At 70.0% G+C, this 12,770-nt stretch carries 10 protein-coding genes; 4 read left to right on the top strand and 6 right to left on the bottom strand.

The annotated features are described in order from the left end of the window. Positions 1-10 precede the first annotated feature (10 nt). Positions 11-937, top strand: a complete 927-nt coding sequence (locus tag AXK60_RS10890; RefSeq protein ID WP_068571492.1) for an LLM class F420-dependent oxidoreductase — start codon at positions 11-13, stop codon at positions 935-937. A 107-nt stretch (positions 938-1,044) separates the two neighbouring features. Here the strand turns inward: AXK60_RS10890 and AXK60_RS10895 are convergent, their stop codons facing one another. Next, positions 1,045-3,015: a GMC family oxidoreductase N-terminal domain-containing protein gene (locus AXK60_RS10895; RefSeq protein WP_068571156.1), complete on the bottom strand. Its 1,971-nt coding sequence runs from the start codon at positions 3,013-3,015 to the stop codon at positions 1,045-1,047. A 44-nt stretch (positions 3,016-3,059) separates the two neighbouring features. Beyond that, positions 3,060-4,481 carry an aldehyde dehydrogenase family protein gene (locus tag AXK60_RS10900; protein WP_068571157.1) on the bottom strand — a complete coding sequence of 474 codons (1,422 nt, stop codon included), beginning with the start codon at positions 4,479-4,481 and terminating at the stop codon, positions 3,060-3,062. Positions 4,482-4,579: 98 nt separating this feature from the next. Between AXK60_RS10900 and AXK60_RS10905 the strand changes: the two genes are divergently transcribed. Continuing rightward, positions 4,580-5,821 carry an RsbRD N-terminal domain-containing protein gene (locus tag AXK60_RS10905; RefSeq protein ID WP_139057887.1) on the top strand — a complete coding sequence of 414 codons (1,242 nt, stop codon included), beginning with the start codon at positions 4,580-4,582 and terminating at the stop codon, positions 5,819-5,821. A 4-nt stretch (positions 5,822-5,825) separates the two neighbouring features. Here the strand turns inward: AXK60_RS10905 and AXK60_RS10910 are convergent, their stop codons facing one another. The 3 genes from AXK60_RS10910 to AXK60_RS10920 all read right to left on the bottom strand — a co-directional run bounded on the left by AXK60_RS10910 (position 5,826) and on the right by AXK60_RS10920 (position 9,237). Beyond that, on the bottom strand, positions 5,826-6,347 hold the full coding sequence (locus AXK60_RS10910) for a mycothiol transferase (protein WP_068571159.1): 522 nt from the start codon (positions 6,345-6,347) through the stop codon (positions 5,826-5,828). A 29-nt stretch (positions 6,348-6,376) separates the two neighbouring features. Next, complete coding sequence (gene htpG / locus AXK60_RS10915; protein ID WP_082777960.1) at positions 6,377-8,293, bottom strand: molecular chaperone HtpG; 1,917 nt, start codon at positions 8,291-8,293, stop codon at positions 6,377-6,379. Positions 8,294-8,487: 194 nt separating this feature from the next. Next, positions 8,488-9,237 carry an SDR family oxidoreductase gene (locus AXK60_RS10920; protein WP_068571160.1) on the bottom strand — a complete coding sequence of 250 codons (750 nt, stop codon included), beginning with the start codon at positions 9,235-9,237 and terminating at the stop codon, positions 8,488-8,490. Between the two features lie 102 nt (positions 9,238-9,339). Between AXK60_RS10920 and AXK60_RS10925 the strand changes: the two genes are divergently transcribed. Then, the gene (locus AXK60_RS10925) at positions 9,340-10,185 is read left to right on the top strand and encodes a helix-turn-helix domain-containing protein (protein WP_082777961.1); all 846 of its coding nucleotides are present in this window, start codon (positions 9,340-9,342) and stop codon (positions 10,183-10,185) included. Between the two features lie 145 nt (positions 10,186-10,330). Here the strand turns inward: AXK60_RS10925 and groL are convergent, their stop codons facing one another. Further along, positions 10,331-11,956, bottom strand: a complete 1,626-nt coding sequence (groL, locus tag AXK60_RS10930) for a chaperonin GroEL (RefSeq protein WP_068571162.1) — start codon at positions 11,954-11,956, stop codon at positions 10,331-10,333. Between the two features lie 277 nt (positions 11,957-12,233). On the opposite strand from groL, the gene AXK60_RS10935 reads away from it, so the two are divergent. Then, entirely contained in the window at positions 12,234-12,695 is a 462-nt protein-coding gene (locus AXK60_RS10935) for an SRPBCC family protein (protein WP_068571163.1), read from the top strand. Positions 12,696-12,770: the final 75 nt, after the last annotated feature.

A 12,770-nucleotide genomic window follows, 5' to 3' on the forward strand; every position in this document is an offset into this window, starting at 1 on the left:
GTGGTCTCCCATGGAGCTACGCATCTTCGTCGAACCCCAGCAGGGCGCCACCTACGCCGACCAGCTCGCCGTGGCCCGGACCGCGGAAGCATCCGGGTTCGGTGCCTTCTTCCGGTCCGACCACTACGTCGCCATGAACGTCGACGGTGCGCCCGGCCCGACGGACTCGTGGGTCACGCTCGGCGGGATCGCGCGGGAGACCTCGTCGATCCGGCTCGGCACCCTGGTCACCTCGGCCACCTTCCGCTTCCCCGGCCCGCTGGCGATCTCGGTCGCGCAGGTCGACGAGATGTCCGGCGGGCGTGTGGAACTGGGCCTCGGTGCGGGCTGGTTCGCCGACGAGCACCGCGCCTACGCCATCCCCTTCCCCGAGGTGAAGGAGCGCTTCGCCCGGTTCGAGGAGACCCTCGAGATCGTGACCGGTCTGTGGGAGGCTCAGGGCCCGTACAGCTTCCAGGGTGAGCACTTCTCCGTGGTCGACTCCCCCGCGCTGCCCAAACCGGCGCAGGCGCACGTCCCGATCGTGCTCGGCGGGGCGGGCCGCACGCGCGGGGCGGCGCTGGCGGCGCGGTTCGCCGACGAGTACAACACCCCGTTCGTGCCGGTCGCCGAGGCGGCCGCGGTGTGGGGCCGGATCGATGCGGCCTGCGAGGCGGCGGGCCGCGATCCGCGATCCGTGATCAAGTCCGCCGCGCAGGTCGTGTGCGGCGGCTCCAGCGAGGCCACCGTCGCCCGCCGGGCCGCGACCATCGGTCGCGAGCTGCCCGAGCTCCGCGAGAACGGCCTCACCGGGTCCGCGGACGAGATCGTCGACAAGCTCGGCGTCTTCGCCGAAGCGGGCGCATCGCGGGTCTACCTGCAGGTGCTGGACATGAGCGATCTCGACCACGTCGAGTGGATCGGCGCCGAGGTGCTCCCGCAGGTCGCCGGGCTGTAGCGGGCCGCCACCGCCCGTCTCCTTCCCGCGACCGCGACGTGTTCCCGCGATCACCGTGGTGATCGCGGGAACGATTCGTCGCCGCGGGAGACGCCGTGCGGCGGCGATCAGGCCTTCGCGGCCAGCAGGTTGGTCGCGGTGCGGCGGGCCAGCGCCATCGTCGTGATCATCGGGTTGACGCCCGAGCACGTGGGCATACCGCTGGCGTCGGCGATCCACACGCCCCGGGTGTCGTGCAGCTCGCCCGAGGGCTTCGCCACCGAGGTCGCGGGGTCGGCGCCCAGCGGGGCGCTGCACATCTGGTGCGCGCTGAACACCGGAGTACCGCCGGGGCCGATCGGGATCGCGTTCACCTGCTCGATGAACGCCTCGAGATCCTCGCCGCGGGTCCAGGGCTCGAATCGCTGGCCCGCCACGTAGATCCGTCGGGCGCCGGCGGCCTCCTGCATGCGGATCGACGCGACGATCCCCTCGCGGAAGTGCTTGCGGTCCAGCTCGTCGTCGAACGGGTAGGCGTGCACGGCCTCGCCGTCGGGGCCGATCGTGACGGTGCCGGTGCCGCGGTCCTTGACCAGCACCACCCAATCGGCCCGGTTCCCGTACTGCGCGGTCAGCTCCTTGTGCGCGGCACCGCCGAGCCACGGCACGACGCTGTTGAACAGGCCGGGCAGGTGCTGCACGGACTCGACGAGGAAGCCGTAGCCCGAATCGGCATCGGCGAACTCGTTCATCACGCCGGACATCGCCGGGCCGTACCAGGGGTTCTGCGGCTCGTCGTAGATGCCGCTGACCAGCGTGGCCGGGTGCAGCCGGAGGCTCTGCCCGACGGCGGGGCCGCCGATCCCCGACCGCAACAGCAGGGCGGGCGTCTCGAGACTGCCGGCGGAGACGACGACGACGGGCGCCTCGATCCGCACCGGCGTCTGCGCGCCGGTCTCGGGGTCGGTGTACACGCCCTCCACGCCTGTCGTGGTGCGCGTACCGTCGGCCGCGTCGACGGTGGTGACGGTGGCGATCCGGGTGTTCGGCAGCAGCCGCGCGCCGGCGTCGGAGGCGTCCTGCAGGTAGGTCCTCATGGTGCCCTGCTTGGCGCCCGTCTGATCACCCATGCCGCTGTACGCGCTGCGCACCGGATCGAACCGGTCCGGGCTCACGTTGAGATCGACCTTCCGGTAGGTGTAGCCCAGGCCCGCGGCGCCCTCGGACAGCCGCTGGTGGGGCTCGTTCTGCAGCGCGACATCCTCGTTGCAGCCAAGCCGGGCGAAGACCGCGTTCAGGTGCTCGTCGAACTCGGGGCCGAGGGCATCGTCGAGGCCCGCACCGGCCCATTCCTTGCGGACGATCTCGGGCGTCTTGAGCGAGTTGGACCAGTTGACGGTGCTGCCGCCACCGACGGTGCCGCCCGCGGCCAGCATGATCATGCCGTCGGACGACGGGAAGAAGCCGCCGCGCAGGAACAGCGTCTGGTACGCGAACAGTTCGTTCTGCACGAAGTCGGCCTCGTTGCGGTAGGAGCCGCCCTCGACCACGATGACCTTCTTGCCGGCGCGAGCCAGCTCGGCCGCGGCCACACCGCCGCCGGAGCCGGAGCCGACGACCACGGCGTCCGCGGTCAGGGTCTCGCCCGCGGTCGGTGCGATCGCGGTGATCGTCTTCGGGGTGGCGGGCGGCGCGGACACGGGCCCGGGGTAGCCCATCCCGGCCCACAGCGGGTTGCGGCCCTCCTCGTCCATGAGGCCGTACGCGATCATCGTGGACAGCTGGCACAGGCTCGCGACAGCGAGGCCGGACTCAGGCGTGATGCCGCCGAGGTTCGCGAGGATCACCTCACGGACGGCCTGCGGCTGGTTCTTCAGGCCCACGAGGGCCGCGGTGTCGAGCAGCTGGGCGAGGCCGGCGAGCCCCTCCTCGGGCAAGTGGGCGAGCAGGTACTGCTCGACCGCGGCATCGACCATCAGGTCGCTGCCCTTGACGGCCCAGAAGCCGGTGGGATCGTCCTCGCGGGGCACGGAGGCGACGAAGGTGTCGACCACGGCGGTGAGCGTCTTGCGCTGGCGCGCATCGAATTCGAAGGTCATGATGGGTCCTCTCGGGAAGGTCGGTCGTGGAGTCGGGTGCGCACTCAGGGCAGCTGCATCGACTTGGTCTCGAGGTAGTCGTCGAGGCCCCACGCGCCGAACTCCCGGCCGTTGCCCGACTGCTTGTAGCCCCCGAACGGGGCGTTGATGTTGAAGGCACCGTCGTTGATCTGGACCTGCCCGGCCCGGATGCGCCGGCCCACCGCCACTGCGCGGTCCTGATCGGCGGAGAAGACCGCGGCGTTGAGGCCGTACGGAGTGTCGTTGGCGAGCTCGACCGCCTCGTCCTCGGTGTCGTAGGCCTGGATCACCAGGACGGGACCGAAGATCTCCTCGCGGACGATCGCCATCCCGGCGTCGACGTCGGAGAACACCGTCGGGCGGACGAAGTAGCCGCGATCCAGTCCTTCCGGCGCGGTCGGGCCGCCGGCGACCAGACGCGCACCGTCGGCGATGCCCTTCTCGATGTACCCGACCACCCGGTCCCGTTGCTGCGCGGAGACCAGCGGCCCGAGCACGGTGTCGGGCTCGAAGGGCCCGCCCACCTTGATCTGCTCGACGCCCGCCGCGGCGATGGCCTCGAACTGCGGCATCGCGGCTCGGGGCACGATCATGCGGGTCAGCGCGATGCAGGTCTGGCCGGAGTTGAGGAAGCACCCGTTCAGGCCGGCGGTGACCGCCTCGACCGGGTCGGCGTCGTCGAGGACCACGAGCGGCGACTTGCCGCCGAGCTCGAGGGCGACCTTCTTGATCGACTGCGCGGCCACCGCGCCGATGCGGCGGCCCGCGCCGGTGGAGCCGGTGAGCGAGACCATGTCGACCTCGGGGTGACCGACGAGCGCCTCGCCGACCGTCTGCCCGGTGCCCGTGACCACGTTGAACACGCCCTTCGGCAGCCCCAGTGCGTCGAAGACCTCGGCGAGCACGAACGCCGTCAGAGGCGCGACCTCACTCGGCTTGAGCACCACGGTGCAGCCGGCGGCGAGAGCGGGCGCGACCTTGGCGACCACCTGGTGCAGCGGGTAGTTCCACGGCGTGATCGCGACGACGACGCCGATCGGCTCGCGGACGACCAGCGAGTTGTACACCGTCTCCTCGAAGGCGTAGGTGCTCGCGACCTCCGCGATCGAGACCAGCGACTGCACCGGCAGGCCGGCCTGCACCACGTTGCTGTACGCGAAGGGCATGCCCACCTCCTGGCTGACCAGGGTCGCGATCTCGGTCTGCCGGGCCTGCAGGGCGCGGGCGGCGCCGAGGAGGAAGTCGAGCCGCTCGGCCAGGGGCGTGCGCGACCAGCCGTCGAAGGCGGCGCGGGCGGCGGCGACCGCGGCATCGGCATCGTCGGCGGTACCGGCGGCGACCCGGGCGATGACCTCCTCGGTCGTCGCGTCGTGGACGTCGATCGTCTCGGTGCCGGCCGACGGCCGCCACTGTCCGTCGATGTAGTGACTGGTGCGGTCGATCATGTCAGGCTCCTGCGGTCGGGTGTGTTGTTCGACACTCCTATGATCGTGTGTGATGAGCGTCATATTCTTGGTGTCATGAGCAAGGTTCGGCCCGATTTTTGTCCCTCCGAACAAAGCCCGTCGTCGTGACGGCGCTGTCGCCGCCCGCCCGCCGGTGGCTCGCGGAATTCGCGCGGGCCGGCGAGAACGAGCAGGCGCTCGACACGATGGTGCGCGACGTCGACGACGCGATCGTCGCGGCGCTGCCCGAGATCGACGAGCCTCTGCTGCGCGCCGAGCTCGACGCCAGCACCCGCGCGCACTGGCGCGGCGTGCTCGGCAACGCCACGCGCGAGACGATCACGATCCGCCCCGGCGAGGAGACCCACGACCTGGCCCGCACCATGGCGCGCCGCGGCCACGAACTCCGCGTCCTCCTCGCGGTCTACCGCGTGGGCCAGAGCGCGGCGTGGGAGCTGTTCACCACCACCGCTGCCGCCGAGATTCCCGACGCGGAGGTCCGCTCCGAGGTGCTGCTGCACTTCTGGCCCCGGACCACGCAGTGGCTGGACGTCTCGATCGAGGCGATGATCGGCACCTTCGTCGCGGAGCGCGAACAGTGGCAGCGCGGCGCGCTGGCCCGGCAGGCCGCCACCGTCGAGGCGCTGCTGTCCGGGCAGGACGTCGACCCCGCCGATGCCAGTGCTGCGCTCGGATATCCGGTGAACCCCGTGCACACCGCGTACACCCTGTGGGCCGACGAGGGCGTCCTCGACGCCGACGTGCAGCGGCACCTCGAGCGCGCAGGCCTCGCCGTGCACCGGGCCGTGGGCGGCGAGCACCGTCTGGCCCTACGGACCGGAGCCCGGTCACTGCGGTGCTGGAGCACGGGATCGACGGTGCCCGATCCCCCGGACCTCCCCCCGACGGTGCGCTGCGCCCTCGGCACCGCGCACCCCGGGATCGACGGATTCCGGACCAGTGCAGCCGAATCCGCGGCGGCCCTGGAGGTCGCGCAACGGACCGGCCGGCGGATCGTCGCCTATCGGGACGTGGAGCTGGCCTGCCTGGCGCACGGGATCGCGGGGCCGACCGGCGCGGACACGCTGATCCGGCGGGAGCTCGGCGACCTCGCCGCCGCGACGGATTCCGCTGCGCGCCTGCGGGAGACGGCGCTCGCCTACCTCGGCGCGGGCGGCGATGCGAAAGCCGCCGGCGAGTCGCTGATCCTGCACCCCAATACCGTTCGGTATCGGATCCGGCAGGTCGAGCAGCTGCTCGGGCACTCCATCGACGAGCGGCGCGTGTACGTCGAGCTGGCACTGCACGCCGTGAAGACCTTCGGTGCGGGCCCCGCGTGACGAGTCAGATCGTGGACTCGAGGGCGCCCTTGAGGTAGGCGGCGGCGCCGAGGTGCTGGGCGCAGTCGTCGACGATGCTCACCAGCCGCACGGCGACGGTGACCGGCGGGTCCCACGCCTCGTCGATCACGCGGGCGAGCTCGTCCGGTGTCACATCGGTCAGATAGGTGCGGGCCATCGCGTCGACGTCGCGGAAGTAGCCGATGAGCAGCGCGTCGCTGCCGTGCACCTGCGCCGCCTCCACGCGGGTGTGTCCGTATCCGGTGGAGTCCGCGGGCAGATCGAGGCCGAACCGGCCGAACCAGTCCTGCGCGGTCCAGACCTGCTCGACCCCGGCGATCGGCGCGAGCTGCGCGTCGATCACCCGGGCGCTGTGCCAGACCAGCCACGCGATCGTGTTGGCGTCCGGCACGATCCGACGGTCCGCGATGTCCGCGGTGAGCCCGTCCGTCACGGCCTCCGCGTGCTCGGCGATCCTCGCGAAGGAGTCGATCAGCAGGTCCCGGGCAGCGGTCGCGTCGTCCATGGACCCGACGGTACGCCTCCCGCCGCCGATCAGCCGAGGTTGCGGGCGAGCTGCCGGGCGAGCACCGCGGCGAACTCGGCCGGGTCGTCCACGGCACCGCCCTCGGCGAGCACCGCGGTGCCGTAGAGGATCTCGGCGGCGTCCTGCAGATCGTCGGCGGGCTCGCCGTCGCCGACCTTCTCGCGCAGGGCGAGCACGAGTGCGTTGTCCGGGTTGAGCTCGAGCGTGCGCCGGGTGCGCGGCACCTCCTGGCCGCTGGCGCGGTACATCTGCTCGAGCTGCGGACTGAGATCGAACTCGCCGCCCACGAGGCACGCGGGCGAGCTGGTCAGTCGGGAGGTGAGGCGCACGCCCGAGACCTTGTCCTCCAGCGTCTTCGCGAGCCAGGCGGTGAGCGACTCGAAGCCCTCCGCCTCCGGCGCGTCGCCGCCGAGATCGGCCTCGCCCTTCGCCACGGAGACGAACCGCTTACCGTCGAACTCCGCGCCGGTGGTCCAGAGCTCGTCGACCTGGTCGGTCAACAGTAGGACCTCGAAGCCCTTGGCGGCGAACGCCTCCAGGTGCGGGGACGACTCCAGCTGGCGCCGCGACTCGCCCGCCGCGTAGTAGATGACGTCCTGCGCCTCGGGCATGCGGGAGACGTACTCCGCCAGGCCCGTGGTTCCGTCCGCGCTGAAGGTCGACGCGAACGACGATGCCTTGAGCAGGGTTTCGCGGTTGTCCTGATCGTCGAGCAGCCCCTCCTTGAGGACGGCGCCGAAGGCGGTCCAGAAGGTGTCGTACTTCTCGCGTTCGTTCTCCCGCATTGCCGTGATCGTCTGCAGCACACGCTTGACCAGGCGCTTGCGGATCATCACCAGGTGGCGGTCGTTCTGCAGGATCTCACGGGAGACGTTGAGCGACAGGTCCTGTGCGTCCACGACGCCGGTGATGAAACGGAGGTACGGGGGCAGCAGCGCCTCGCAGTGATCCATGATGAACACCCGCTTGACGTAGAGCGCGGGGCCCGGCTTGGTGTTCCGGTAGAACATGTCGAAGGGCGGCATCGTCGGGATGAACAGCAGCGCCTGATACTCGAAGGTGCCCTCGGCGCGGACGGCGATGGTCTCCAGCGGCTCGTCGAAGGCGTGGCTGGTGTGCCGGTAGAAGTCGGCGTACTCCTCGGCGCTCACCTCGTCCTTCGGGCGCGCCCAGAGCGCCTGCATGGAGTTGAGGGTCTCCGGGCCGGACGGTGCGGCATCGTCGGCCTCGGTGGTCTCACCGTCCTTCGCGGCCGGGAGGACCAGTCGGATCGGGAAGGCGATGAAGTCGCTGTAGCGCCGCACGACCGTGCGGAGCACGTGCTCGGAGGCGTAGTCGTGGAGGCTGTCGTCGCCGTCCGCGGCGCGCAGGTGCAGCGTGATCGCGGTGCCGTGTTGGGCGGGGACCTGGTCGCCGGCGAGATCGGTGACCGTGTACGTGCCGTGGCCCTCGGACTCCCAGCGGGTCGCGGTGTCCTCCCCCGCCTTGCGAGTGACGAGAACGACGTGGTCGGCGACCATGAAGGCGCTGTAGAAGCCGATGCCGAACTGGCCGATGAGCTCCGCCGAAGCCCCCTGCTCCTTGGCCTGCTTCGCGGCCTCCAGCTTGCGCTTGAGTTCACCGGTGCCGGACTTGGCGAGCGTGCCGATGAGGTCGACGACCTCGTCGCGGCCCATGCCGATGCCGTTGTCGGCGATGGTCAGCGTGCGGGCCTCGGGGTCCGGGCGCAGCTCGATGTGCAGATCGGACGCGTCCGCCTCGAGGTCCTTGTCCTGGTACGCCTCGAGGCGCAGCTTGTCGAGGGCGTCGGAGGCGTTGGAGATCAGCTCGCGGAGGAAGACGTCCTTCTCCGAGTAGACGGAGTGGATCATCAGCGACAGCAGCTGATCGGTCTCGGCCTGGAACTGCAAGGTCTCTGCGGTCACGTCTCGCGCCTCTCTCGTACGACTGGTGCGCCGACGATTCTGCCAACCCGATGTCGATCGGACGGAGGGGGTACCGGTCACGCGCCCGGCGCAGCAGAAATCGCCGGGCGCAGCGAACACCTCCGCTCGCCCCGTGGATTCTCGGGGCGAGCGGAGGTATCTGCAGCCGCTGAAGATTTCTGCTGCCGGCGCGGTCAGCCCTGCGCCGTGGGGAGCACGATCATCGAGGCGACGTTGACACCCGTGGGCAGCGCCGCGCTCCAGGCCACGGCGTCGCCGATGGCGGATGCCGGGATCGGCGGGTTCTGGATGGCGTACTCGCGCAGGGCAACAGCGGCGTCCGGGTCCGTGACTCCCGCTGCCAGTTCCGACTCGATCATCCCCGGCTCGATCGCCCGCACCCGCACACCCCGCGGCCCGAACTCACCGCGCAGGTGCGTTGTGAGGTGCGTGACCGCCGCCTTAGTCGCGTTGTAGACCGAATATCCGGGGAGGACGATGTGCGCGCCGATGGAGCTGATCAGGATCAGATCGGCAGCGCCTCCGGCTTCGGCGGCCGCCGCGAGATCGCCGATCGACTCACGGGCCGTCGTGAGCAGACCCGTGATGTTGGTCGCGATCATCCGGTCCCAGTCCAGCGGATCGGCGGAATCGAACGCAGCGGGGAGCATGGCGCCGGCGTTCGCGACGACGAGGTCGAACGGCCCGGTCTGCGCGCGGACCTCCGCGATCGCGTGCGTCAGCGCGTTCCGATCGGTCACATCGGCCGAGGTGAACACAGCTCCCGTCGCTGCTGCGACCTCCGCCAGCCGGTCGGCACGACGACCGATCATTCCCACCCGCGCACCGGCCGCAGCCAGGGCGACCGCGGTCGCGGCGCCGATACCGGAACCTCCTCCGGTCACGAGCGCGGTCCGGCCGATCAGATTCTGTGTCTCTGTCATGGGATCGAGCCTCGCGGAGACGTCCGATGCCAAGAAGGCCGCGTCACTGCCGGGTAGCCGCACTACCTGGCTGGACCTGCACGAATGGGTAGCGTGGGACGGGTGACCGACAACGTGCTGGGTGAGTTCCTCCGCGCGCGCCGCGAACGCGTCGACCCGAAGGCGCTCGGGCTGCGCGCCATGGGCGTACGACGCACCCCGGGCCTCCGACGCGAGGAGGTCGCAGCGCAAGCGGGAATCAGCGTCGAATACCTCGTGCGCCTGGAGCGAGGGCGGGACCGCAGGCCGTCCCCCGCCGTGGTCGCCGCGCTCGCGGGAGTTCTCCAGCTCGACTCCGACGGTGCTGCCCACCTCGCACAACTCGCGGAGCTTCCCGATGGTCGTGGCGGCGAGGTGGTCGACGAGATGTCCGATGTGGTCCGCCGCCTGCTCGATTCATGGCCGAACCCGACGATCGTCACCAACTCGCTCCTCGATCTCATCGGGACCAACGCGGCGGGTGGGGAACTGCATCGCGGGATCGGGCTCGAAGTCGGCGACAACATGGTGCGGTCCCTGTTCCTCGACCCCCGATCGCGAGAGGTGTTCCTGGACTTCGACACCGTCGCCCGGGAATCAGTCGGGAACCTGCGGGCACTCTCGGGCCCGAACCCGTCGAATCCTCGATTGATGGCGCTCGTCGGCGAGCTTTCGGTGCGCAGCGAGCACTTCGCCCGCCTGTGGGGCGATGGTGAGGTTCAGGCCAAGACCAACGGCGGCAAAGTGATCGCACATCCCGAGTTGGGAGTTCTCGAACTGGAATGGTCCACGCTCGAGGTCGCCGCGGCGCCGGGGCAACTCGTCGTGGCATACCAGGCCCAAGAAGGCACCGCGACGGTGGCCGTACTCGACGCCCTGGTGCGGCGGGTGCCCGTTCCTCGTGACGTTGCAGCCTCCCGCCGAAAGTGACAAGAATCCCCGCATGACGCGAATGTTGTCACTTAGCTTCGCCGTAAAGTGACAATGCGCAGGTCGAGGGCAGAAACGGGAAGGGCCCGGCACCGTCTTTTGCGACGATGCCGGGCCCTTGAATCCCTAGCCGAGGGGGAAGGACTTAGAAGTCCATGCCGCCCATGCCGCCGGTCGGATCGCCCATGGGCGCTCCGGCCTTCTCCGGCTTGTCGGCGACGACGGCCTCGGTGGTGAGGAACAGCGCCGCGATCGAGGCTGCGTTCTGCAGCGCCGAGCGGGTGACCTTCACCGGGTCGTTGATGCCGGCGACCAGCAGGTCCTCGTAGACGCCGGTGGCGGCGTTGAGGCCGGTGCCGGACGGCGAGTTGCGGACCTTCTCGGCCACGACGCCGGGCTCGAGGCCGGCGTTGAAGGCGATCTGCTTGACGGGGGCGTCGAGCGCGACCTTGACGATGTTCGCGCCGGTGGCCTCGTCACCCTCGAGAGCGAGGGCGTCGAACACGGAACCGGACTGCGCGAGAGCGACGCCACCACCGGCGACGATGCCCTCCTCGACGGCGGCCTTGGCGTTGCGCACGGCATCCTCGATGCGGTGCTTGCGCTCCTTGAGCTCGACCTCGGTCGCAGCGCCGGCCTTGATGACGGCGACGCCGCCGGCCAGCTTCGCGAGGCGCTCCTGCAGCTTCTCCCGGTCGTAATCCGAGTCGCTGTTCTCGATCTCGGCACGGATCTGAGCCACGCGGCCGGCGATCTGCTCCTGCGAGCCCGAGCCGTCGACGATGGTGGTCTCGTCCTTGGTCACGACGACCTTGCGGGCGGTACCCAGCACCTCGAGGCCGGCGGTGTCGAGCGACAGGCCGATCTCCTCGGAGATGACCTGGCCACCGGTGAGGATCGCCATGTCCTGCAGCATCGCCTTGCGGCGATCGCCGAAGCCGGGGGCCTTGATGGCGACCGACTTGAAGGTGCCGCGGATCTTGTTGACGATGAGCGTCGACAGGGCCTCGCCCTCGACGTCCTCGGCGATGATCGCGAGCGGCTTGCCCGACTGGATGACCTTCTCCAGCAGCGGCAGCAGGTCCTTGACGGTCGAGATCTTGCCGGCGACGAGCAGCACGTAGGCGTCCTCGAGCACGGCCTCCTGACGCTCCGCGTCCGTGGCGAAGTAGCCCGAGATGAAGCCCTTGTCGAAGCGCATGCCCTCGGTCAGCTCCAGCTGGAGCCCGAAGGTGTTGCTCTCCTCGACGGTGATGACGCCTTCCTTGCCGACCTTGTCCATGGCCTCGGCGATGAGCTCACCGATGGCGGGGTCGCCGGCCGAGATGCCCGCGGTAGCAGCGATCTGCTCCTTGGTCTCGACCTCCTTGGCCTCCTTGAGCAGGTGCTCCGTGACGGCCGCGACGGCCTTCTCGATGCCCCGCTTGAGGCCCAGCGGGTTCGCACCCGCGGCCACGTTCCGCAGGCCCTCGCGCACGAGCGCCTGGGCCAGAACGGTGGCGGTGGTGGTGCCGTCGCCCGCGACGTCGTCGGTCTTCTTGGCGACCTCCTTGACGAGCTCGGCGCCGATCTTCTCGTAGGGATCCTCGAGCTCGATCTCCTTGGCGATGGAAACACCGTCGTTGGTGATCGTGGGGGCGCCCCACTTCTTCTCCAGCACGACGTTGCGGCCCTTGGGGCCGAGCGTCACCTTGACGGCGTCGGCGAGGGCGTTCAGGCCCCGCTCGAGACCGCGGCGGGCCTCTTCGTCGAACGCGATGATCTTGGCCATTGCGAAGTGATTCCTCCAGATAGGGGCCGGTTCGGCCCGTACTTTGGACACGTCTTCTAGGTCGATTCGGTGCCCGCGACGGACGACCCGGCGTGTCACCTGCGCGGGTTGCGCACAGGGCCCGGTCTCACCTACTCGACCTAGCACTCACGTAATCCGAGTGCTAAGTCGTTTCTAGCACTCGACAGGGTCGAGTGCAAGGTCGATGCCGGCTGTTCCGCCACGGGCGGAAGCACGGCACCGTCGGGCGCTTCCTACTGCCGGGTAGGATCCGGTCATGGCAACCCCCGTATTGGAGTCGAGCGTCGTGATCGACGCGCCCGTGGAGAAGGTCTGGACCGTCGTGTCCGACCTCGAGGCGATGGGCCGTCGCAGCCCGCAGTGCAAGAAGGTGTTCGTGTTCGGCGGCCCGCTCAAGGTCGGCAGCCGGATGCTGAACATCAACCGTCAGGGCTGGAAGGTCTGGCCCACCAACACCCGGGTCACCGAGTTCACGACGAACGAGCGCGTGGCCTTCCGTGTGGCCGAGAACCACACCGTCTGGAGCTTCACCCTGGTGCCGGACGGCGACAAGACCACCGTCGTCGAGCGTCGCGAGGCGGCCGGCGGCAAGACGACCGCGGTGAGCAGCGGCCTCGTCGCCGCGCTCCTGGGCGGCAACGAGGACTTCGAGCGCGGCCTGCTGGTCGGCATGAAGCAGACCCTCTCCCACATCAAGACCGAGGCCGAGGCGAAGTAACCCACTGGCTCACGACCGAAGGGCGCACCCGGCGAGGGTGCGCCCTTCGTCGTCAGCGCTGTTGCGGCGCCGCGC

This window comes from Tsukamurella pseudospumae (genome assembly GCF_001575195.1).
GTDB classification, from domain to species: domain Bacteria; phylum Actinomycetota; class Actinomycetes; order Mycobacteriales; family Mycobacteriaceae; genus Tsukamurella; species Tsukamurella pseudospumae.